Annotated in this window: 18 protein-coding genes and 1 pseudogene; 7 read left to right on the top strand and 12 right to left on the bottom strand. The window is 65.8% G+C overall.

From position 1 onward, the window contains the following. Window positions 1-267: 267 nt before the first annotated feature. Window positions 268-529, bottom strand: a pseudogene (locus BKK81_RS36975) (hypothetical protein); the annotation flags it as partial. A gap of 142 nt (window positions 530-671) precedes the next feature. Between BKK81_RS36975 and BKK81_RS35245 the strand changes: the two are divergent. From BKK81_RS35245 to BKK81_RS06625, 3 genes are all read left to right on the top strand, one after another. After that, window positions 672-881 (top strand): hypothetical protein, encoded by a 210-nt coding sequence (locus BKK81_RS35245; RefSeq protein WP_156811161.1) that lies wholly within the window; start codon window positions 672-674, stop codon window positions 879-881. A gap of 231 nt (window positions 882-1,112) precedes the next feature. Then, window positions 1,113-1,526, top strand: a complete 414-nt coding sequence (locus BKK81_RS06620) for a TadE/TadG family type IV pilus assembly protein (protein ID WP_071011514.1) — start codon at window positions 1,113-1,115, stop codon at window positions 1,524-1,526. 109 nt (window positions 1,527-1,635) lie between these two features. Beyond that, window positions 1,636-2,700: a TadG family pilus assembly protein gene (locus BKK81_RS06625; RefSeq protein WP_231907991.1), complete on the top strand. Its 1,065-nt coding sequence runs from the start codon at window positions 1,636-1,638 to the stop codon at window positions 2,698-2,700. 463 nt (window positions 2,701-3,163) lie between these two features. On the opposite strand, the gene BKK81_RS06630 is transcribed toward BKK81_RS06625, so the two are convergent. The 4 genes from BKK81_RS06630 to mhpA form a co-directional block, all read right to left on the bottom strand. Further along, window positions 3,164-4,093 (bottom strand): 3-keto-5-aminohexanoate cleavage protein, encoded by a 930-nt coding sequence (locus tag BKK81_RS06630; RefSeq protein WP_071011517.1) that lies wholly within the window; start codon window positions 4,091-4,093, stop codon window positions 3,164-3,166. A 23-nt stretch (window positions 4,094-4,116) separates the two neighbouring features. After that, window positions 4,117-4,986, bottom strand: a complete 870-nt coding sequence (locus BKK81_RS06635; protein ID WP_071011518.1) for a fumarylacetoacetate hydrolase family protein — start codon at window positions 4,984-4,986, stop codon at window positions 4,117-4,119. 65 nt (window positions 4,987-5,051) lie between these two features. Then, window positions 5,052-5,993 carry a VOC family protein gene (locus BKK81_RS06640; RefSeq protein ID WP_071011520.1) on the bottom strand — a complete coding sequence of 314 codons (942 nt, stop codon included), beginning with the start codon at window positions 5,991-5,993 and terminating at the stop codon, window positions 5,052-5,054. Between the two features lie 25 nt (window positions 5,994-6,018). Further along, entirely contained in the window at window positions 6,019-7,587 is a 1,569-nt protein-coding gene (gene mhpA, locus BKK81_RS06645) for a bifunctional 3-(3-hydroxy-phenyl)propionate/3-hydroxycinnamic acid hydroxylase MhpA (protein ID WP_071011522.1), read from the bottom strand. An 86-nt stretch (window positions 7,588-7,673) separates the two neighbouring features. On the opposite strand from mhpA, the gene BKK81_RS06650 reads away from it, so the two are divergent. From BKK81_RS06650 to groL, 3 genes are all read left to right on the top strand, one after another. Continuing rightward, entirely contained in the window at window positions 7,674-8,408 is a 735-nt protein-coding gene (locus tag BKK81_RS06650; RefSeq protein ID WP_083383986.1) for a TetR/AcrR family transcriptional regulator, read from the top strand. Between the two features lie 457 nt (window positions 8,409-8,865). Further along, the gene (gene groES / locus BKK81_RS06655; RefSeq protein ID WP_071011525.1) at window positions 8,866-9,156 is read left to right on the top strand and encodes a co-chaperone GroES; all 291 of its coding nucleotides are present in this window, start codon (window positions 8,866-8,868) and stop codon (window positions 9,154-9,156) included. 137 nt (window positions 9,157-9,293) lie between these two features. Then, window positions 9,294-10,937: a chaperonin GroEL gene (gene groL / locus BKK81_RS06660; RefSeq protein ID WP_071011526.1), complete on the top strand. Its 1,644-nt coding sequence runs from the start codon at window positions 9,294-9,296 to the stop codon at window positions 10,935-10,937. A gap of 199 nt (window positions 10,938-11,136) precedes the next feature. Here groL and BKK81_RS06665 read toward each other — a convergent pair whose 3' ends face one another. The 7 genes from BKK81_RS06665 to BKK81_RS06695 all read right to left on the bottom strand — a co-directional run bounded on the left by BKK81_RS06665 (window position 11,137) and on the right by BKK81_RS06695 (window position 18,684). After that, on the bottom strand, window positions 11,137-11,766 hold the full coding sequence (locus BKK81_RS06665) for a methyltransferase family protein (protein WP_231907992.1): 630 nt from the start codon (window positions 11,764-11,766) through the stop codon (window positions 11,137-11,139). Window positions 11,767-12,082: 316 nt separating this feature from the next. Beyond that, window positions 12,083-13,768 (bottom strand): hypothetical protein, encoded by a 1,686-nt coding sequence (locus tag BKK81_RS06670; RefSeq protein ID WP_071011529.1) that lies wholly within the window; start codon window positions 13,766-13,768, stop codon window positions 12,083-12,085. A 16-nt stretch (window positions 13,769-13,784) separates the two neighbouring features. Next, the gene (locus BKK81_RS06675; protein ID WP_071011531.1) at window positions 13,785-14,930 is read right to left on the bottom strand and encodes a glycosyltransferase family 4 protein; all 1,146 of its coding nucleotides are present in this window, start codon (window positions 14,928-14,930) and stop codon (window positions 13,785-13,787) included. Between the two features lie 95 nt (window positions 14,931-15,025). Continuing rightward, window positions 15,026-15,433, bottom strand: coding sequence for a GtrA family protein (locus BKK81_RS06680; RefSeq protein WP_071011532.1), 408 nt, complete (start codon window positions 15,431-15,433; stop codon window positions 15,026-15,028). A gap of 12 nt (window positions 15,434-15,445) precedes the next feature. Further along, the gene (locus BKK81_RS06685; RefSeq protein ID WP_231907993.1) at window positions 15,446-16,279 is read right to left on the bottom strand and encodes a class I SAM-dependent methyltransferase; all 834 of its coding nucleotides are present in this window, start codon (window positions 16,277-16,279) and stop codon (window positions 15,446-15,448) included. 22 nt (window positions 16,280-16,301) lie between these two features. Further along, the gene (locus BKK81_RS06690) at window positions 16,302-17,378 is read right to left on the bottom strand and encodes a Gfo/Idh/MocA family protein (protein WP_071011535.1); all 1,077 of its coding nucleotides are present in this window, start codon (window positions 17,376-17,378) and stop codon (window positions 16,302-16,304) included. 7 nt (window positions 17,379-17,385) lie between these two features. After that, window positions 17,386-18,684 carry a glycosyltransferase family 2 protein gene (locus tag BKK81_RS06695; RefSeq protein WP_071011537.1) on the bottom strand — a complete coding sequence of 433 codons (1,299 nt, stop codon included), beginning with the start codon at window positions 18,682-18,684 and terminating at the stop codon, window positions 17,386-17,388. Window positions 18,685-20,165: 1,481 nt separating this feature from the next. Here BKK81_RS06695 and BKK81_RS06700 point away from each other — a divergent pair. After that, window positions 20,166-21,407: a pilus assembly protein TadG-related protein gene (locus BKK81_RS06700; RefSeq protein ID WP_071011539.1), complete on the top strand. Its 1,242-nt coding sequence runs from the start codon at window positions 20,166-20,168 to the stop codon at window positions 21,405-21,407. Window positions 21,408-21,410: the final 3 nt, after the last annotated feature.

Consider the following 21,410-nt stretch of genomic DNA (forward strand, 5'->3'; position numbering starts at 1 on the left):
CGAATCGAGAAGGTCAGCGGTAGACCGCACGTGGTAGCGGTGGGCAGCCAAATCTCGTGAACGCTTTGGCGCCGCACTGACAGATCACCATGCCGGAAGCTCGCAGACCTTGGAGATGCGGCCCGCGTTGCCCGCAACCATTGAGCCCGCCCGCGGCCAGGATAGACCAGAATAGGCCAGGATAGGCCAGGATAGGCCAGGATAGGCCAGGATAGGCCAGGGAATCACCCCGCGCCATCCATCGGGATTCCGCACTCCCCGCAGCTGCCGTTTGTTCTCGGCGAGCAGCCGTGAGAATTCCATCTGCTCGGGTGTGACCATCCTGGCGCCAGCACTGTTCAGCTTGACGGCCTGCCCGGCCTTCACCCAGTGACACGGCGTCTGCTCTGATTCGCCCCGGCTCGCGTGCCGCCGCGCTTATGCCTGGCCCGTCCTTGACGCGTTGGAAAGCAACCGCTTTGAACTCCTCCCCGTGTGGCTGCCTTGGTGCCTTGGGCGTCGTTTTCCTTCCTTTGAGTGGCGTGTGCACACGACCGTTTGGAAGGCGAAGGTTCAGGGAAAGCGCAGATGTTTCGCCTCGCTTCGGACGCTATCGCACAGACCCTGCCTTGGCGGAAGCTGAAAAATGCCAACAATAAAGCGTCACTAAACGATTATCGGCGCAAGCGCCGATGGATAGTGGCGGCAACGATGTGGCGAAAGAAAACAGCGGTCTCGAACGAACCTGTGCAGGGTGTCTCGTGGGCGACAACATCAAATCGGTCTTGACCGCTCTCATCGCAGCCGCGGGCGTCATCTTCATCTACGCAAAGAGCACGGGCACCGAGGTGACTGCTGTGCTCTCACAACTGATTCATGCTTTGGTTTCGCAGGTGCTATAGGCCAGCCGCAGAGTCGGATGAAAGGAGCGGCACGAACTGCCGGAGAACACCCTTCGTCCATTGGCCCCATGCAGTTCCAGCCCAGCAGAAGGATGGTCTCGATGCACTGATGTCCGGCATAGAAAAACGCTAGTCGAGCGGATTCACCAGCCTTGCCCGGTCAGCATGGCTGGCGTGCAGTCACCGCTTTCCCGCGCCATCGGAATGAGAACTCTCACCACTGAGGTGAAAATGAAGAACCATAAAGAAACGGGTATCGCGGCGGTTGAATTCGCCTTGGTCCTGCCGGTCTTGCTTACCCTGGTTTTCGGCGCGATCGAGTTCAGCATCGCCCTGTATGACAAGTCCGTCATTACGAACGCAAGCCGCGAAGGTGCGCGTGCCGGCATCGTCCTGAAGAATCCCAAGGCCAGCGTGAGCGACATTCAGAATGTCGTGCTGAACTACTGCCAGGCCAATCTCATCACCTTTGGCTCGGCCACCACCCCGACTGTCACCGTGCCCTCTGGCAGCGGCGGGAATTTCGGTGCGCCTCTCACGGTTTCGGTCACCTACAAGTACACGGGGCTGGCACTCGGCAACATCGTCGCTGCGCTGACAGGACCGATCACCCTGTCAGCCACCACCGTGATGAACAACGAATAGCCGACCATCCACAGCATAGGCGAGGGTATCCATGCCAGTCCGACAAGCCAACAGGCTGGCCTCGCGGGGCCGGCCGTTTCTCCCGACGCAACGCGGCTCGATTGCCGTCATGACAGCCGTGCTGCTGACGGTCCTGCTCGGCTGCACCGCCTTGGCGGTCGATGTCGCGTACCTGTACATCGTACGCAATGAACTGCAGAACGCCGCCGATGCAGCGGCCCTGGCAGGCGCGCCCTGCCTCAACCCGCGCACCGAATGCCTGAACACCAAGAACAGCGCACCGGATTGGGCCACAGCCCAGCAGACGGCCACCAACGCAATCTCGCTCAACAGCTCCACCGGGGTGCAACTGACCAGCGGGACGGTCGAGTATGGCTACTGGAACCTCACCGGCACCCCTGCCGGCCTGCAGTCACTCCCGATGACTCCGGGAAGCAATGACCGCCCGGCGGTGAAGGTAACGCTCTCCAGATCGACCGGCCAGAATGGCGGCCCGGTACCGACGTTCTTCGCGCGGATCTTCGGAACCACGTCCATGCCCGTCAGCGCAACCGCCGTCGCGGTGTTCTCCATCCCAGGCTATGCCGGTCACGGCAGCCTCTTCCCTGTGGCGATCACGAAATGCCTCTATGACAACTACTGGAACTCGACCACCCATTCGCCGATGACCGCCACGTCGACCACCAGTCCCCCGGGCTTCGACAGCAGCATCACCCAAGTCGTCGGCCAGCCTTACTATTTCAAGGTCACCTCGTCCTACCATGCGGGACCCTGCGAGGCAGGCCAATGGACGTCGCTGGACATCGACAGCAACAATGTGCCGACGATCCGCGGACTGATCAGCAGCGGGAATGGCGCGGGCATCGGGGTCGGAGACAGCATCTGGATCGAGCCGGGTACGAAGACCTCGCTCTACAGCAGTGTCAATGCATGCAGCGCCGCAGGGGACAAGTCTTGCGAGTACGTGACCGTCCCCGTCGTGCAGGACATCTCGACCCATGCCTATAACCCCGTCGTCGCATTTGCCTGCCTGCATATCTTGTCGGCTGCCGGAGGCAGCGACAAATCCATTCTGGTCCAGATGAGCAATGACACCAGCCACTGCGAGACATCCAATTCAGGAGGCATCGGCCCGAACTATGGCTCGTACACCCCGCCGCGGCTCGTCTACTAGGCAGTGCCTCACCTGCTTGAGTGGCATCCCGGCTCTACGGAGCACTCACCGGCGATTAGCGGGCTGCAGCGGATCGATTCGGGCGCTCACCGTGCCGCAGGGCCCGCCACTCGCTGCCTGCCGGCCTCCCGTCCAGGCTGGTCGCAGGTCGCCCACGGCGACGATCCGGTTCACCGTTTTTGCCCCGCTACCCGGCCGGGGCTTTTTCTTGGCGCTTCGAAGAGTTCCTGGAGATCCGGCCTTCGAACAGGCGTCGCAACCCGATCAATGGCAGCCAATTCAAGGAGGCCCATCCCAAGCGTCCTCGGGAATCCTAACGGATCGATATGTGCTCGGTTCGAATAGGGAATCCGCCGCGGGCATGGCGAGGCATCGCGGTGCCTCGATGGCCAGGATCGTTGCCGCGCTATCGCTGGTGCCGGTCATTGCGCCTTTCCATGTCGCCGGGGCGGAAGTGGAAGCCTTACAGGCGGACTTTGTCGCGCCCCTTCAGGCCCAGCATGTCGCGTGCCTCCGCCGGCGTCGCGATTTCGAAGCCGAGGCGCACCAGCACGTCGCGTATCAGTTCCACCTGCTCCGCGTTCGACGTGGCCGGTCGGCCAGGTCCGAGCGACAGCGAGTCTTCCAGGCCCACGCGCACGTTGCCGCCCATCAGCGCGGCCTGCGTGATCAGCGGAAGCTGGTGCTTGCCGGCGCCGAGCACCGACCACCGGTAGGTGTCGCCGAACAGCTTGTCGGCGATGCGCTTCATGTGCACCAGGTTTTCCGGATCCGGACCGATGCCGCCCAGGATTCCGAGCACGAACTGCAAGAAGATCGGACCCTTGACCAATCCGCGATCGACGAAGTGCTTCAGGTTGTACAGGTGGCCGACGTCGTAGCACTCGAACTCGAAGCGCGTGCCGTGCCGCTGGCCCAGCCGCTCCAACACTTCCTCGATATCCGCGAACGTGTTGCGGAAGATCGAGCGGCGCGAGCCTTCGATGAAGTCGCGCTCCCACGCGTGCTTGAATGCCTTCATCTTGTCGAGGATCGGGAAGATGGCGAAGTTCATCGATCCCATGTTGCACGAGGCCATTTCCGCCGATACGTCGAGCGCGCCGGCGAGGCGCTCGTCCAGCGTCATGTTGACCGCGCCGCCGGTGGTGATGTTGATGACGGCGTCAGTCGCCTGGTGAATGCGCGGCAGGAACTGGCGGTAGGTGGCCGCGTCGAAGGCGGGCCGGCCGTCCTCGGCATGACGCGCGTGCAGATGCAGGATGGCGGCGCCCGCCTTCGCGGCGGCGATGGCCTCGCGCGCGATGTCGTCGGGTGTGGCGGGCAGGTAGGGCGACATGCTCGGCGTGTGGATCGAGCCGGTTACCGCGCAGGTGATGATGACTTTGCGTGCCATGGTGCTGGTGCTCCTGGTAGGGGTCAGGCCGGTTCGGCGACGACGATGTTCTCGATGTGGCCGATACCGTCGATTTCCACGCGCATCACGTCGCCGAGCTTGAGGAAGCGCGGCGGCTTCTGCGCACCGCCGACGCCGGACGGGGTGCCCGTGGCGATCACGTCGCCGGGCTCGAGCGTCATCACGGTGGACAAGCAGGCGATCTGCTGCCAGATGTCGTAGATCATTTCGCCGGTGTTGACCTCCTGCCGGCATTCGCCGTTGACGAGCATGCGCATCTGCAGGTCGTGCGGGTTCTTCACTTCGTCGGCGGTGACGAGCCACGGGCCGAACGGCCCGTGTGTGTTGAAGGACTTGCCGAGCATCATGGTCGGCGAGCGCATTTGCCAGTCGCGCACCGAGACGTCGTTGCAGACCGTGTAGCCGGCGACCACCGACGCGGCCTCTTCCGCCGGCACATGCCGGCAGCGCCGGCCGATCACCACGGCGAGTTCGGCTTCATAGTCGAGCTTGTCCGACACCTTCGGCATGTGGACCGGATCGAACGGCCCCGTCACGCACGAGACTTGCTTGTTGAACCAGACCTGGCTGTCGGGCACCTGGATTCCGGCCGCGATTGCCTCTGCCACGTGGCGGCGGTAGTTCATGCCGATGGCGAGGAACTTCGATGGGTTCGGCACCGGTGCGTCCAGGCGCACGTCGGCGAGCGGCCAGGTCACAGCGTCTTCGAGGCGCACGTCGCGGGCGCGCTGCATCAGTGCGGGGCCTCCCTGCAGCAGTTCGAGCATGGTGGACGGCAGCGCGCGATCGCTGGCGGGCAGGTCGATGACCTGCCCGCCTTCGACCTTGCCGATCGAGCGATGGCCGCGGCATTGGAAAGTGACGAGCTTCATGTTGTGCTCCTTGTGTTCCTTGTGTTCCTGGTGTGACGGATGATTGGATGGAGGGTGGCGAGTCGTCAGGCGTCGCCTTCCGGGCTCCCGGCGAAGATGGCGGGCAGGTCGGGGCCCCAGAGATACATGCCGTCCTCGGGCGCGTGGTCGGCGGCAACCCAGTCGACCGACGCGGGGATGTAATCCATCGTGGCGCTGTATTCGGAGAAGCTGCCCCACGGGTCCTGCACGTAGTAGAAATAGTTGGAGCCGAGGACGTGACGTCCGACACCCCAGCCGTTGCGGTACCCGGCGGCGGCCATCTGCATATAGCCGAGCCCCACTTCCTCGATGGTCGGCACGTCCCAGCTCAGGTGGTGCAGGGCCGGCGCGGGGCTCGCCGCGAAGGCGAGCAAGTGGTGATCGCCGCCGTGCGGCGCATGGATGAATGCCACGCCGTCGCCCGAGCGATCGGACAGGCGCAGGCCCAGCACGCGCTCGCAGAAGTCGATCTGCGCGGGCACGCTCGTGGTGGCGAGTGCGATGTGCGACAGCCGCGAGGGCTCGACGCGCGGCGTGTTGCGCCGGTACGGCGCGCAGCGCGTGCCGTCCACCGGCAGCGGAGGGTTCGCATGGGCAGCCGCGTCCAAGGTGGTTTTCACGCCGGCGCGGATCTGCAAGGGCAGGCCGTCCGGATTGCGGATCCAGAAGCCGGAAGCATCGGCGTCCGCGGGCGGATCGATCAGCGCGACGCCGGCCTCCAGTGTGCGCGCGCGCAGCGCCTCCAGGTCGTCCTCGAAGGCATGCAGCGTGAGCCATTCGAACTTCTTGCGCGCGCCCTGGCGCAGCCGGCCCCACACGTGCGGCGAGCCGAAGGTGCGGATCAGCAGGCCGGTGTCGCCGTCGGGCTGCACGTCGAGGCCGAATGCCGAGTAGAAGCGATTCGCGGCGTCGAGCGACGGCACGGTCATGCGGAACTCGCCGATCGAATGGATGCCGAGGCGGTCGCGCCTGCGTTGTTGCGTCATGGTGTCTCCTGTCGTGGGATGGAATTCAGGCGCATTGCAGTGCGTGGCGCCAGGTATCGACGAGCGCGTCGAGTTCGTCCGCGCTGCGTGCCGCGCCGAAGCTGTAGAAATCGGGGCGCGCGAGCACGGCTTCCACGCCATGCCGGTCGAAGTAATCGGCGTACACGCCTTGCAGGTCGGCGAAGCCGCCGGGACCGAAATGGGCGATGATCGCCTGCTGTTTGTCGAGCCCGGCGCGGTTGGCCGGACTGAGCTTGTCGAGGACCTCGCCGTTGCTGGCGATCAGGGCGAAGCCGTTGCCGAACACGTCGTCGAAGAGGCCGCGGCGGCCGCCGGACTCGACCATGCCCTGGGGTGCCAGCCAGCCGCTGCCGGGCGCGTGCGGGTCATAGAGGCCCGCGCCCAGGCGCGGCTGCGGCGCCTCGGGCGGCCGGAAACCGGGCGTGGCCTGCGCGGCCAGCATCTCGCGGTCGCGCGCGGCGGCCGCTTCGGGATCGGTGATGCAGATGACCTTGCCCAGCGCGATCGAGAAGTCGATCAATTCGCGCACGTGGTGCAGCCGCTCGGGGCCGTAGCTGTCGAGCAGGGTGTCGCCGGCCTTGCCGTCGAGGATCGCATTCAGTCGCCACGCGAGCGCCCCCGCGTCGCGCAGGCCGCTGCACATGCCCTGGCCGGCGAACGGCGGCATCAGGTGCGCCGCATCTCCGGCCAGCAATGCGCGGCCCTTGCGCCATGACTTCGCCCAGCGACCGCGGAAGGTGTAGACGGCGTGGCGTTCGAGGAGCGCGTTGTCGGGCGTGATGTCCCAGCGGGCAAGCAGGTCCCACGCCACCGTATCCTGGTTCATCTGCTCCGGGGTCTCGCCGGGCAGCAGCATGAATTCCCAGCGGCGGCGGCCCGGGCCGCCCGAGACGATCGTCGTGGGCCGCGCGGGATCGCACAATTGCCAGCTTCTCGGCATCCACTCGCGCTGCTGCAGGGGCTTCACGTCGACCACCAGCCAATCGAACGCGAAGCCGAGGTCCTCGAACTCGATGCCGAGAGCGTTGCGCACCATCGAGTTCGCGCCGTCCGCACCCACCAGGTAGCGCGCGCGGATCCTGCCGGTTTCGCCGCTGCCGACCCACCGGCCATCCACCAGCCCGCCGGCCTCGATATCGAGCTCCACCCTCTCGGCTTCTTCGCGCAGCGCGGTGGCCGACCAGCCCTGGCGTACCGTGACGTTCGGCAGCCGCTTGACGTGGCGGTCGAGCACGGCTTCGAGCTCCGGCTGCGCGAAGGTGCTGGCGACAGGCCAGCCGCTCGGACCCTGGCCCTCCCAGCGGAAGTCCATCAGCACCTCATGGTTGGCGTTGCACCACTGGTAGCGGTCGGAGGCCTCGGCAATGCGCTTGATATCATCGATGACACCCGAAGCCTGGAAGAGGCGGGCAATCTCGTGGTCGTAGTGGACTGCGCGCGGCAGCGGATAGAGATCGGGCCAACGCTCGACGACGGCCACGCTGCGCCCCGCGCGCCCCAGCATCAGCGCGAGCAACTGGGCCGTGGGGCCATAGCCGACGATCGCCACATCCACGAACTGGTCTGCCTCCATGTCTTCTCCCGGATCAGGTAAGATCTTAAAATGACGAATCAGTACAATTCATACTTTATTGTCAACTTGACGAATTGCTTCACGCAATGGGGGAAACCCGAGGGGTCGCGATGAGGGCGTCGGGCGACAGCGCGGGGCTGGCCGCGAGCGAAGCGGCCAAAGAGGATCATCGTGTGCGGACCGGCGCGGCACGGCGCGAGTCGACGCGGCGCAAGCTGCTCAGCGCGGCAGTGGAAGTGTTCGCGGCCAAGGGGCCGGACGCAGCGTCGATCGACGACTTCCTCGCCGCGGCGGGCGTCGCGCGCGGCACCTTCTACAACTACTTCAAGACCACCAGCGAAGTGCTTTCCGCCGTCACGTCGGAATTGAGCGACGCGGTGATCGCCCGCATCGAGGACTGTGTGCGACAGATCGACGATCCGGTCGAGCGGGTCTGGGTGGGGTGCCTGATCTACATGGAAGTGGCCGTATGCCATCCGGCCTGGGGCAGGTTCATCGCGCGGGCAGGGGGGCGCAGCGAGGCGACGGGGCGCCTGACTGACATCTACCTGCCGCGCGATCTCGTCAGCGCGCGCGAACGAGGCATGGCGCATTTCACGCACGACCGCGCGGCCAGGGATCTCGTGGTAGGCGCGATCTACCAGAGCATCGAGACGGTGTTATCCGGCGCGGCGGAGCGCCAGCACTTGCGAGACCTGATGCGTCTCGTACTGGCCGCACTGGGCATTGCGCCATCGACTATCGAGCGGCTCAACGACATGCCGCTGCCGGAGATCGAGCTGCCTGACAGCCTGAAATCGTTGGAAGCAGCGAAACCGTAGCCCTTGACCTATATCCAGGGCTCGTGAACCTGATGCCGCCAGTTCCGCCCGCCAATGCCGCTAGCCCGCGTCTGCCCCGCAGTGTCGGCGTTGGCCGCCTCCGTGGCCGGGGTTGTGACCTGCGCCGGTCTGATGGGCAGGCCGGGCGACATCGAAGGGATATGGATGGAACCCGTGGTAGGGGCGGGTCAAGCTGCGTGTCAGTTCAAAGTCGGGTGAACAAAGTTCAAGGCTGAGCGAATCTCGACACCTGCCTACCCCCGCCTACCCCTATCCAAGGCCTCTCCGGGAAAACCCCCATTCAGGCCTTGTCTTGAAAACGTAAACCCCCGTCCCTATAATTAGCACTCGTCCGGTGGGAGTGCTAACAGCTTGATCCGGCGAGCCAATTCTGCTGGCCGTCCGTGCTGGCGGCCTCAATTTGTGAAATAAAACTCACTTGTACTAAGGAGTCCGTATGAATCTGCGTCCTTTGCACGACCGCGTGATCGTCAAGCGTCTGGACAACGAAACCAAGACCGCATCCGGCATCGTGATTCCCGACAATGCTGCCGAGAAGCCCGATCAAGGCGAAGTGCTGGCCGTTGGCCCCGGCAAGAAGGACGACAAGGGCAACTCCATTGCCCTCGACGTCAAGGTGGGCGATCGCGTGCTGTTCGGCAAGTATGCCGGCCAGGGCGTGAAGGTGGATGGCCAGGAACTGCTGGTCATGCGCGAAGAAGACATCATGGCGGTGGTCAACAAGTAATGCGGCTGCCGGGCGCCGTGCGCCCGGGCCCTGCTTGTGACGCGCCCGCCGCGGCGGGACGCCTGAGTCTCTCAGACTTATCCAACATTCCCGGTCTCCCGCATGGGGGATCCATCCAAGATTCGGAGTAACAGAACATGGCAGCTAAAGACGTAGTGTTCGGCGACGCCGCCCGTGCCAAGATGGTCGAAGGCGTGAACATCCTCGCCAACGCAGTGAAGGTGACCCTGGGCCCGAAGGGCCGTAACGTGGTGCTGGAGCGCAGCTTCGGCGGCCCGACCGTGACCAAGGACGGCGTGTCCGTGGCCAAGGAAATCGAGCTGAAGGACAAGCTGCAGAACATGGGCGCCCAGATGGTCAAGGAAGTGGCTTCCAAGACCAGCGACAACGCCGGTGACGGTACCACCACCGCAACCGTGCTGGCCCAGTCGATCGTGCGCGAAGGCATGAAGTACGTGGCCGCCGGCATGAACCCGATGGACCTGAAGCGCGGCATCGACAAGGCTGTCGGCGCTGCCGTGGAAGAGCTGAAGAAGCTGAGCAAGCCCACCACCACCAGCAAGGAAATCGCCCAGGTCGGCGCGATCTCCGCCAACAGCGACAACTCGATCGGCGAGCGCATCGCCGAGGCGATGGACAAGGTCGGCAAGGAAGGCGTGATCACCGTCGAAGACGGCAAGTCGCTGGCCGACGAGCTGGAAGTCGTGGAAGGCATGCAGTTCGACCGCGGCTACCTGTCGCCGTACTTCATCAACAACCCGGACAAGCAAGTCGTCCAGCTGGACTCCCCGTTCGTGCTGCTGTTCGACAAGAAGGTCTCGAACATCCGCGACCTGCTGCCGGTGCTGGAGCAAGTGGCCAAGGCCGGCCGCCCGCTGCTGATCATCGCTGAAGACGTCGAAGGCGAAGCCCTGGCGACCCTGGTGGTCAACAACATCCGTGGCATCCTGAAGACCGCCGCCGTCAAGGCTCCGGGCTTCGGCGACCGCCGCAAGGCCATGCTGGAAGACATCGCCATCCTGACCGGCGGCACCGTCATCGCTGAAGAAGTCGGCCTGACGCTGGAAAAGGCGACCCTGCAAGACCTGGGCCAAGCCAAGCGCATCGAGATCGGCAAGGAAAACACCATCATCATCGACGGCGCCGGCGACGCAGCCTCGATCGAAGCGCGCGTCAAGCAGATCCGCGCCCAGATCGAAGAAGCGACCTCGGACTACGACCGTGAAAAGCTGCAAGAGCGCGTGGCCAAGCTGGCCGGCGGTGTTGCCGTGATCAAGGTCGGCGCAGCCACCGAAGTCGAAATGAAGGAAAAGAAGGCACGCGTGGAAGATGCGCTGCACGCTACCCGCGCAGCCGTGGAAGAAGGCATTGTCCCCGGCGGCGGCGTGGCCCTGCTGCGTGCCCGTGCTGCCATCGCTGGCCTGAACGGCGACAACGCCGACCAGAACGCCGGTATCAAGATCGTGCTGCGCGCAATGGAAGAGCCGCTGCGCCAGATCGTGCTGAACGCCGGTGAAGAAGCGTCGGTCGTCGTTGCCAAGGTCATCGAAGGCAAGGGCAACTACGGCTACAACGCCGCTTCGGGCGAGTACGGCGACCTGGTGGAAATGGGCGTGCTGGACCCGACCAAGGTGACCCGCACCGCGCTGCAGAACGCCGCTTCGGTGGCTTCGCTGATGCTGACCACCGACTGCGCCGTGGCCGAAGCTCCGAAGGAAGAGTCGGCTCCGGCAATGCCGGGCGGCATGGGCGGCATGGGCGGCATGGACGGCATGATGTAAATCTGCCGGACTGCCGGCTTCGGCAGCCTGTCTGAAAAAAACCCCCGCGGGTGCGAACCCGCGGGGGTTTTTGTTTGGGCGGCCGCCGCGTCCTGCGTATGCCGCCGGCAGAGGGGAGTGCGCGGCGGCGGGCCGGCTTCGGGCGCGGCATCCAGGGGCGCGAGGCTCCGCGCCGGCCTTTGGATGCCGGGCCGGCGCCTCAGAACAGTCCAGGCACGACGCGGTAGCGCACTTTGTCCTGATAGGCGCGGTAGGCCGGATCCGCGCTCAGCAGCCGTTCCTCGCGCACCGCGCGCACCGCCAGCAGCCCCAGCTGCACGGCGTACACCAGCAGGTTCTGCAGGCCGAAGTTGACCAGCAGGAAGCCGATGTAGGAAATGAAGTAGCCGAGATAGATCGGGTGCCTGACGAGGCGGTAGGGGCCGCCCGAGACGATGCCCCGGTTCGCCGGCAGCAGCCCGAAGGCACGCCGCAGCGTGAGCTTGGCGCCGATCTGCAGCAGGATGCCCGCGGCCTGCAGGGCCACGCCGACCATTTCCGGCACGAGGTGGATGCCCGGCGCCAGCTGGATCCACAGGAAGTAGTAGGTGGCGGCGATCGCGCAGGCGACGGAGATCGGGCTCCAGTCGCGCTTCTCCGGTACCCGCGCCGTGAGGGCGATGGCGATGGTGACGAACTCCGCCAGCACGATCAGCAGCAGCGTGATGCGGCTCGGGTCGGCCAGCCATTGCTGCGCGGCGGCATAGGCGAAGGCGGCGAACAGCAGCGAGGTGGCGAGCCGCAGCGCGGCTTCCACGGCGTAGTCGCGCAGGCCGAGAGGCCTGGGCACGGCAACGGTTCCTGCGTCCGTGGGCGGACGTTCTGGCATGGTGTGGAGTTTCCTTCCCCGTCGATGGGCCGGCCTGGGGGACCGCGCCGTGCGCTGCCCGCCGATCTCACCGGAAGCTGTTCTGTTCTTGTTCCACTTGCGGCGTCGCAAGGGCTGACAGCCTCCATATTACCGTCGTGAAGCCAAGCCGACAGGACAGCTTCCGTGCATCGTTGTATCGGCGCTTCAGCCCCCGCCCTGGCCATTCCGCGTGCAAGCGATCGGCCGTCCTTCACGTTCGCGCGCCCGGCCGTGGCAGCCGTGGCGGCGCCATGCTTCATGGCCCGATCAGCCAGACTTGCCCGAGTTCGGTGGCGGGAAGCGGGGTTGCAGCGATGTGTGCGTTGCGCAGGAATTTTCCGTCTTCCTGTTCGCCCCTGCCGATCATGCGGACCGATCGCCCCCGGAGGAAGGGGTCGTTCTGCACGAGGTCGTCGAGGACCGTGTTGCGATCGACGAACAGGAACACGATGCTGCGCCGGTCCGCTGGTGTGTCGGGTAGCCGCGCCAGCTGGGCACTGATGTGCGTTTCGATGTTCCGCAGCTGCCACGGCACCAGGATCAGCACGCTGCCTGCGACGAAGGCCCCGGCCAGGTTCCGAAGGGCCGAAAACGCTTTGCCGCCGTCGTGGCGGAATTCCCCGGCGACCGCGGCGCCCGCGAGGATCGGCAGGGTGCCCCAGGCGGGATGGAAATAGCGGTATCCCCAGCCGTTCCCTTGATCGAACGGAACGAAGAAGTAGCCCAGGAAGGTGACGAGGGCCGAGGCGGCGAGCAATTGCACGGCGGCTCTCTCCCGCCAGCGCGCGTAGCCCATGCAAGCAAGCACCAGCAGACCCGGCACTGCCCAGACCCATAGCTTGATGGTGCCGGCCACGCGGGAGATGAGGATCGATGCGTCGGGTAGGGAAAACACCGACGCGACCCGGGCCAGGAAGCCCTGGGACGGTGGATGTGTCGCCGGGCCGGCCACGTCGGCGCCGACATGAGCCGTGACCAGGACCCAGCCCAGGCCGAGCAGCACGGTGAGCGGCAAGTAGCCGGCGAGGAGTGCCGCCGCGTGTCGCGACGGCGGCCGCTGGCCGAGGAACCAGATCAGCCACGGCAGCGCAAACAACGTGTGAGGCAGCGGATTGTGGAAGGTCAGCGCGATCGAGCCGACCACGCCGCTGAGGAACAGGCTGCGCGTGGTCGGTTGCAGGAAGCCCCAGGTGAACACCAGATTGGCCAGCAGCAGGCCGGTCATGGCGAAGTACGAAATACCCGAGCCCGCGAACACCGGGGAGGCGACGGTGAACAGGATCGCCCAGCCGGCTATCGCCTCGTTTTCCGGAAACACGAGGCGGCAGGTGCGCGCGATGGCGACCACCGTCAGTGCCGACAGCACCGGATTGCACAGCCATTCGGCGCCGGCCAGGCTGAACGGCGCCATCAGAAGGGCGAAGCCGGGCCAGTAGGCGGAGATCACGTTGCCGCTGGTATGCGACACGACCAGGAAGTAATTCTGAAACGGCTGATAGATGAGGCGGTCGAGCCACGATGGCGGGAAATGTGCGGACAGGGCGCCGTTGGCGAAGAGGCGGCTCTGGAACCAGACAGCGTACTCGTCCATCGAGAGCGGATGCGCGTGATACACATAGCGTGCGCCCAGCGCGAACACGATGCCGGTCAAGGCTGCGGCGCGCCACGGGTGGCGCCCGCACGCGGCGGCCACGGCGGCCATGCGGCCGCAGTACGGTGCGAGCGCGGCGGCCAGCGGGACCAGCAACACACTCGCCTCGGCGACCGGCCGATCATAGGTGTAGAGCAGATGGAAGAAGATCGACATCCGGCCCGGCACGTGCGGCTCGATCGCGAGCAGCAGTGTGCAGAGGACACCGACGATGCCTGTCCAGACGGCCAGCCGCGTCGCAGGAGACACCGGGGTGCGGGCATCGGGTTCGGCATTCTCAGCGGTCGCCATGATTCATCTCCGAGATTCATCTCCGACGCTCGAGGACTTCGCGGATGACTTCGCAGTAGGCATCGGCACAGCGTTCCCAGGACCAATGCATGGCGGCCCAGTCGGCGACTTCGCGGCGCCGTCCGGTGAGCCGCTGCGGGTCGGCGAGCAGTGCCGTCAGGTGGCGATGCCAGGCCGGCAATGCGTGATCGGCATCGACGGTCTCGGAGAACAGCACCTGGTCGAGGCCAGGCAGGGCAGAAGCCGTGTCGCGGCCGACGATGGCTGGCGTGCCGCAGGCCATCGATTCCTGCACGACCAGCGGAAAGCCCTCGCCGGTACTCGGCAGCACCAGCAGGTCGGCGGCGCGATAGAGTTCGGCCAGCGAGGCGCCGGCACGATCACGGAACACCCGGACATTGCCGCGTGCCCACCTCTCCGGATCCATTTCACCTTTGCCGGCGAAGATCCAGGTGGCATCCGGCAGCAGCGCCGTCAGTTTCTCCAGCAGAGCCAGGCCCTTTTTCTCGACGAAGCGGCCGACGAAGAGCAGGCATGGGCGGCCGGCGGGAATGTCCAGCCTGGCGCGCAACTGCGCACGCGCCGCGTCGGCGATCGGGGAGAACGTGGAAAGGTCGAGGCCGTTGGGAATCAGGCGGCCCCGGCAGCCGGCACTGCCGTCGGGCAGGAACAATGTCCTGACGGTATTGCTGACGAAGGCGGCGGCGTCGGCGTACTTGAGCATGGTTCTTCCCAGCGTCAGGTTCGCCACGGTGAGCATCCGCGACATCAGCCTGCTGCGGAACGGCACCGCGCCGACGTGCTGGGTGATGAGAATCGGCTTGCGCAGGATCTTCGCCATCGAGAAGGCCGCCAGGCTGCCGACGTAGATGTAGTCGTGCAGGTACACGAGGTCGGCTTCGCGCACCGCGTTCCACAGCGGTATCAGGCGCAGCGGGGACCAGATCGGGTAAGGCATGTGGAAGCGGCGCTCCAGCGGGTTCCACGTGCGCACGGGCAGGCAATCGACACCGCCGAGCGCCGGAGCGGGATCGCAGTCGCTGGCGAACCACGTAATGGCCGTTGCCCTGTCACGGGCCAGCGCTTCCGCCAGATGACCCGCGACGATCTCGATGCCGCCGCGGTGGGCGGGGAAGAAATGGGTGACCAGGAGGATGCGCATCCGTTGCGCGCCGACCCGCGGCAGCGCTGCGCCGCCTCCGCGCCGGGAGGCAGGCGCCCGGGCCGATACACTGTTCTGCGGTGGCAGGTCGTGTGTCACGGCGCGAAGGTCCAGCGGAGATGGGCCAGGAAATTGAAGATCATGAACAGCAGGGTGATCGTGACGCTGGACAGCAGGTAGTGGATGCCCAGTGCGTCGACCATGACGAACATCAAGCCCAGGTTCAACGCCAGGGAACCCGACATCACGATGTAGTAGCGCCGGATCTCGCGAAAGCTCGGGCGTAAGACCTGCGTGAAGGTGAGGTATTTGTTGAAGACGAACCCCACGCCGTTGACCGCGAAGAACGAAATGGCAGCGGCGACCAGGTAATGCCACCCGAGGCGGGTCGTCACGAACCAGATCGTCGCCAGGTTCAGCAGTGTGCAGATACCCCCGACCAGCACGAAGCGCAGGAACTTCCCGGGCAGGGGCAGTACGCGAGAGGCCGGGTGCGGAGTCATCGGGCTGGTGGCTCATGCGATCTTGACGGATTCGACGAGCACGCAACCGAAGGGGCCTGTCGATGGCGAGGAGCGGTTCAGGCCGATCGCCAGCATCCTGCTGGCCATGCCGGCCAGCGCGTTCGGAACGGAAGACTTTGCTTTGCGCAGGCCGAGGCTGCGCTGGATGTCGATCGGCTGGCGGCGCTTGCCGAACACCAGGTAGAGAACGCCCGCGGTCAGCCTGGAGATGGTCTCCCAGCGCCTTACCTCCTTCGCGCTCAGGTATTCGACATGGTCGCTGACCGTCAGCCCCCTGCGGGCCAGCTCCCGTTGCCAGAGCTCGACGCTCCAGTAGCGCTTGTGCGCGCAGCGGCGATCGATCTCGTCCAGGTAGGCGGAGCGGCTCGCCGCCGGCAGCCACGGGCCGCTCAGGCAGGCATGGAAATACTCGCTCGGCACGGTGAACACGAATCTGCCGCCCGGCTTGAGGACGCGCGAGACTTCATCGAGCACATCCCCGATGGTGTCGATATGCTCGAGGACGGAGTTGGAGAAGACGAAATCGAACGAGGCTTCCGGTTCGGGAATACGGCCGCCCGAGGTTGTGTGGATGGTGTCGTAGATGCCGAGCGCGCCGGCCTGGCCGGTTTCGAGCGGGTCGATGTCGACGCCCACCAGTTCGCGCCTGCCGACGTGATCCGTGATGGTCTTCATCAGCTTGCCGTCGCCGCAGCCGAGGTCCATGCCGCGACCGGGCGGAAACGGCCGGGACAGCACGACGTCGATCTCGATGGCCCGCCACAGGCTGGTCGCGGGTTGGAATGGCGTTTCCCTGAAGAAGCGCCGGAGCAGGTCGGAATTCATGGTCATTTCGTGCCGCCTCCGTTCACGCCCGTGCCGCGCGTTCGATGATCTGATGTTGCATGCCGAGGATCGCGAGCGCCGAGTCCGACCCGATGGACTCGAGCGCGTTGCCGGAGCGGATCGAGCGCGCGAAACCCGAGAAGACATCGTCGTTGCCGTAGAACAGTGCGCCTCTGAGATGCCGGATTCCGCTTGTGAAATGCTGCTGCCAGTGCTGCCAGGTGGCGGACAACGAGGTGCGCAGGACCGTCGCGGTCGTATGGGCGCCATCGTTCGGCAGGCGGATGTAGATATCGCGGAAGACGTCGACGATCCCCATGAAGCGCTCGCCGCACACGACCACTTGCCATTCGCTGACCGGCGATTCGAAGTTCATGTTCAACATGACCGGAATCGCGCCGTGCGGTGTGTCGCATTGGTAGTGTGCGGTGATCAGGCACGGCGTTTCGAGGCCAGTGCTGCTCGGGACGACGGTGGCCTGCTCGAGCGCCAGCGAGCCGGGCGCCAGGCGCCGCAGCAGATAGAACATGTGGGGGCTCTCGTCATAGAACAGGCCCAGCGGAAGGTCTTCGTACCAGGCTGGCAGGCGGCGTTCCGGATTCCCGAACTGATGCGCGGTGATCGAGCGGATCCTGCCGTAGCGGCCGGCTTCGACATCCCGCAGCAGGCGCTTGGTCGAAGAGGCGAACTGAAAGTTATGCACGATGCAAAGGGTCCGCTCATGGGCTTTCGCCAGCTTGACCAGTTCTTCGCCTTCCGCCACGCACATCGTGAACGGCTTCTCGGTCAGCACGTGCTTGCCCGCCCGCAGCGCTTGCGCGATCAGCGGGTAGTGGGCTTGCGGGCCGGCACCGATCGTTACCGCATCGACGTCGTCGAGCCACGGCACATCGGCAAGCGATCCCGTGCAGGCGTGGTGCCGGATGCCGAGTCGCTGCGCGACACGTTGCGCGTGCTGCGGCTGGCGATCGACCAGGCCGACGACTTTGAAATCCGGGTCGCGCAGCATCACCGGCAGATGACGGTGAGTCGTCACCCATCCCAGTCCGATGGACGCCACGCGGATCGGGGCGGCGGCAGTTGGGGACATCGTTTCCATGGTTCGCTTATCTCCTGGCGCGAGGCGCGGCATGGCCTGCGTGGCCTGCGTGGCCTGCGTGGCCGTGATGCCTTTCCCCCTCGCGTACGAGCAGATTGAGGAAGAAGGCGGAGAACGCCCCGTCCATGCCGAGTACGATCAGCGTCGTGGCGACGATCGCCAGGTGCACGGTGCTTTCCATCGGAAGCGCCGGATTGGCCAGCCATTTGAACAGCATGCAAGCATCCAGCACCAGGCCGAGCACCGCGGTGGCCGCGCCGCCCAGCAGACACGCTTCCATCGCAAATGGACCGGTAGCCCATCGGACGATGCGTCCTCGCAGCGATGCATGCTTGTCGGCCATGATCACCTTGGCGAGCACGCCCATCGTGATGAAATTGAAGCCGATCAACGTCAGGAGGCTGGCGAGCGCGAGAAAGTGCGGGCCCACGAAGTGCCCGAGCAGGTGCGTCGGGCCGCCCGCCAGCAGGCCGAGCAGCAGCAGGCCGGCGACGAACATCAGGAGCCCCGGCATCACGAAGACGTGGTTGGGCGCGTAGGTGAGGATGAAGCGCAGGTGCCGCCAGCCATCGCGGAACGAGCGCAGATGTGGCGGACGGTTGCGCTTGTCGGGGTGGAGCGCGGTCGGAATCTCGACGATGCGCAAACGGTTGCGCGCCGCGTTGATCACCATCTCCGATGCGAACTCCATCCCGGGTGTCTGCAGATCCATGCGCGCGAACGCGTCCCGCGTGAACGCGCGCATGCCGCAGTGGAAATCGCCGACCGGGACGCTGCAGGTCAGCCGCGCGATCGTCGACAGCACCGGGTTGCCGAGGTAGCGATGCAGCGGCGGCATCGCATGCGGCATGATGCCGCCCTTGAAGCGGTTGCCGATCACGAACTCGTAGCCTTCCTCGATCTTCGCGATGAAGCCGCGGATGTTCGACCAGTCATAGGAATCGTCCGCGTCGCCCATGATGATGATGTCGCCGTCGGCCGCCGCGATGCCGGCCATCAATGCCGAACCGTAGCCGCGCACCGGCTCGTGCACCACCTTCGCGCCGAACTGGCGCGCGATCTCGACCGAGCGGTCGGTGGAGCCGTTGTCGGCGACGACCACCTGGCCCGCGATGCCCAGCTCCGCGAAACTGCGTTGTGCCTTCGCGATGCACATGGGCAGCGTGATTTCCTCGTTGAGGCAAGGCATGACGGCCGACACCCGGATGCGGCCGGCCGCCGTACCATTCCCGCCCGCGGACGGCGCGACACGATCCGGCAAGGGCGTGTGGCCGTAATCCCGGCGCAGAAGAATATCGATCGCCATGTTGGATCTCCAGATTTGTCACATGCATTGGCTGGCTCTCGCCTTGCCTCCGGCCGGACCTGATGCCGGAACCCGATTCGCCGGCGGGTCAGGAAGCGCCAGCGCGGCCGATGTGGACGAAAACGCGAGTCGCGCCGCCCCGATCGTCTGCGGTGGGCGCACTGTGGTCGGTGTTCGATGCCCGCTCCACAGACGCCCTGCGGCGGCGCGATGACGCATATCCGGGCGATGCCGGGTGCGATGACCGGCTGCGCCGCTGTCCGGCGCGGCCGGCGCCGCTTACCATCCCGAACCCGGCGGTGTTCGATGCTGCGGAGGGCGTGCGCGTATGGCGATGCGGGCCGGGCCGACAGAGGCAGAGAAAAGACCGGGTATTGCAAAGCGCAGTTGGTCGCGGCGGCGGGAATGCGCGAGCTGGATCCGGCTATGTCTGCCGAGATGGCAAGCATGGCGCAATGCCGAAAGGAATGGGCGCAGCATGCTGCTCAAGCCCGAATTCGCCGGACATGCGGCTTTCGTTCTGGATTTCATATGCCCCCCGAATACGAAACGTTCTTCTGAGCGTATGGCGTCTACGTGCATCGCTCGACCTGCGCTCACCGGCGCTCCCCAGTGCTCAGGCAGCTTTTCTGGCTGGCGGGTTGCGCAGGGCCGACGAGGCTGAGCGACGGCGCATGCAGGGAGCGTGCCACCTGGCCGGAGCCCGCCTGCCGGCTACCCGGAGCCAGTCTGCAGGCCGGGCGCGGGGTGGCCTTGTGCGCGCGAGTGCGCTGCCGCCACGGAAAACGTTTCAGGCCTGCAACGCCAGGGCCGTGCTGACCCGGCTTCCCGCTCCCGGCCGCGGCGTGGCATGACCGAGGCGCACCGGACGAAACCTGTTGCGGCGCGCAGCGTTTCGAGGGTGAAACACTCGAGCCGGAGACAGGCTCGGCCCGGTCGGGAGCGTGGTGGCCGAAGCCCGTCGCGAAGTCGAGCCGAGCCGGTTCCCAGGGCTGGAACGGCAGCGCACCGCATGCAGGGAGGCGGGGCGCGTGCTGTGGCAAGGATGGCGATTCAGTGCTGAAACGCCGGCTCCCGCCGCGCGCGTCGCGCGCGATGTGGCTGGCCGCTGCGTGCCGGCCGCATCCGGCCGCATCCGGCCGCCAGGCGCTGCCGGTCCGGCAGGGTGAGCGCTCTATGTGAAGTCATCTCCGGACCCTCGCACGGATCGGCCGGGTGGCCACGGCGCATCGCTGCGCGGGCGCATCGGCTTCCGCATCGCCTCCCGTCCGCGCGCATGCGAGAGGGCGGCGGGCCGCGCTGCGCGGCGCGAGCGGTTTCAGGCCTGAATCATCCGTTCGGTCGGTTTCCGATTTGGCGGTGCACGTCTACAAATGACGGTAAGGGCGGGGCAGGGCGTCAGCGGCGCCGGCCTCGATGACAAGACACGGCATGGCGCTGCCGACCGGGCGGCGCGGCCTCTATTGAACGGTCGGTGTGATATGCGGAACGACTGGAACAAGAAGGCAAGAGGTGCGGTGCTGCCGATGGTCGGCCTGATGCTGGCCGTGCTGATCGGGATGGCCGGCCTCGTCATCGACCTGGGCAGCCTCTTCGTGGCGAAGTCGGAGCTGCAGTCGGCGGTCGATAGCTGCGCCCTGGCCGCGGCGCAGGAACTGGACGGCACCTCGAGCGCGACGGCTCGCGCGCAGAGTGCGGGGCTGACCGCGGGCAACGCCAACAACGTCCAGTTCCAGAGTGTCTCGGCGTCGCTGACGAGTGCCGATATCACCTTCAGCGACTCGCTGACCGGCTCGTTCAGTTCCGGCTTCTCGCCCACCGCTGCGGCCTACGCGAAGTGCAGCCATACCACCAGCGGCATCGTCGCCTTGCTGATCAAGATGGTCGGCGGCCCGTCGAGCAACAGCGTGGCCGCGGTCGGCGTGGCGACACGCTCGCATGCGCAGAGCGCCTGTCCGGTGCCCATCGGCTTGATCCCCAAGACCGGTGGCACTGCCCCCAACTATGGATTCCAGGTCGGGGAGTGGGTCAACGTGCTCTATGACGGCAGCAAGACCGCGGCGCCGGGCGAGATGGGCTGGTACAACCTCAACGGGACCACCAGTGCCTCCGAGACCAAGAACGAGATGGACATAGGTTACTGCGGCTCCAAGGTCGGCGATACGCTGGGCACGCCGGGTGCCAAGGTGTCCGTCGACGACCAGTGGAATGCCCGCTTCGGCATCTACAAGAACAACGGCGACGTCACGACGATGCGGCCGGACTATACCGGCTATGCCTACACATCGCTGAACTGGACCAACAGCGTGCCCCAGAATGCCTTCAACGGGACGCCGGCGAGCGGGTCGGATCCGACCGCCGCCAGCTTCCTCACCAAGCGCGCGGCCTATGCCAACTACGCCAACACCGGAACGAGCGTCCAGACCGGCGACAACATCACCGGCCTGGGCATGAAGGGCGGGTACAAGACCCTCGCCACCAACGGAAACACCGGCCAGCTGGCAACGTATGGCATGAGCCGGCGGCTGGTGCTGGTGCCGGTGGTGTCGGCCAGCAAGATTGTCGATTTCGCCTGCATGCTGATGCTGCAGCCCGTCAGCGGACCGACTGTCACGATCCAGTTCGAGTTCCGCGGCAATGCCAGCGCAACGAACAGCCCGTGTACGGCTTCCGGCCTTGCCGGCGGCAGCGCAGGCCCCCTGGTGCCGGTCCTGGTGCAGTAGGAG

Source organism: Cupriavidus sp. USMAHM13, assembly GCF_001854285.1.
GTDB lineage: Bacteria > Pseudomonadota > Gammaproteobacteria > Burkholderiales > Burkholderiaceae > Cupriavidus > Cupriavidus malaysiensis.

What these genes read in the sequence shown, in the direction of transcription:
- BKK81_RS06700 (WP_071011539.1), top strand. Translation starts at nt 20,166, where the DNA reads ATGCGGAACGACTGGAACAAGAAGGCAAGAGGTGCGGTGCTGCCGATG.
- BKK81_RS06670 (WP_071011529.1), bottom strand. Translation starts at nt 13,768, where the DNA reads ATGGCGACCGCTGAGAATGCCGAACCCGATGCCCGCACCCCGGTGTCT.
- BKK81_RS06630 (WP_071011517.1), bottom strand. Translation starts at nt 4,093, where the DNA reads ATGGCACGCAAAGTCATCATCACCTGCGCGGTAACCGGCTCGATCCAC.
- BKK81_RS06635 (WP_071011518.1), bottom strand. Translation starts at nt 4,986, where the DNA reads ATGAAGCTCGTCACTTTCCAATGCCGCGGCCATCGCTCGATCGGCAAG.
- mhpA (WP_071011522.1), bottom strand. Translation starts at nt 7,587, where the DNA reads ATGGAGGCAGACCAGTTCGTGGATGTGGCGATCGTCGGCTATGGCCCC.
- BKK81_RS06690 (WP_071011535.1), bottom strand. Translation starts at nt 17,378, where the DNA reads ATGGAAACGATGTCCCCAACTGCCGCCGCCCCGATCCGCGTGGCGTCC.
- BKK81_RS06640 (WP_071011520.1), bottom strand. Translation starts at nt 5,993, where the DNA reads ATGACGCAACAACGCAGGCGCGACCGCCTCGGCATCCATTCGATCGGC.
- groL (WP_071011526.1), top strand. Translation starts at nt 9,294, where the DNA reads ATGGCAGCTAAAGACGTAGTGTTCGGCGACGCCGCCCGTGCCAAGATG.
- BKK81_RS06675 (WP_071011531.1), bottom strand. Translation starts at nt 14,930, where the DNA reads ATGCGCATCCTCCTGGTCACCCATTTCTTCCCCGCCCACCGCGGCGGC.
- groES (WP_071011525.1), top strand. Translation starts at nt 8,866, where the DNA reads ATGAATCTGCGTCCTTTGCACGACCGCGTGATCGTCAAGCGTCTGGAC.
- BKK81_RS35245 (WP_156811161.1), top strand. Translation starts at nt 672, where the DNA reads ATGGATAGTGGCGGCAACGATGTGGCGAAAGAAAACAGCGGTCTCGAA.
- BKK81_RS06620 (WP_071011514.1), top strand. Translation starts at nt 1,113, where the DNA reads ATGAAGAACCATAAAGAAACGGGTATCGCGGCGGTTGAATTCGCCTTG.
- BKK81_RS06650 (WP_083383986.1), top strand. Translation starts at nt 7,674, where the DNA reads ATGGGGGAAACCCGAGGGGTCGCGATGAGGGCGTCGGGCGACAGCGCG.
- BKK81_RS06685 (WP_231907993.1), bottom strand. Translation starts at nt 16,279, where the DNA reads ATGAATTCCGACCTGCTCCGGCGCTTCTTCAGGGAAACGCCATTCCAA.
- BKK81_RS06695 (WP_071011537.1), bottom strand. Translation starts at nt 18,684, where the DNA reads ATGGCGATCGATATTCTTCTGCGCCGGGATTACGGCCACACGCCCTTG.
- BKK81_RS06680 (WP_071011532.1), bottom strand. Translation starts at nt 15,433, where the DNA reads ATGACTCCGCACCCGGCCTCTCGCGTACTGCCCCTGCCCGGGAAGTTC.
- BKK81_RS06625 (WP_231907991.1), top strand. Translation starts at nt 1,636, where the DNA reads ATGACAGCCGTGCTGCTGACGGTCCTGCTCGGCTGCACCGCCTTGGCG.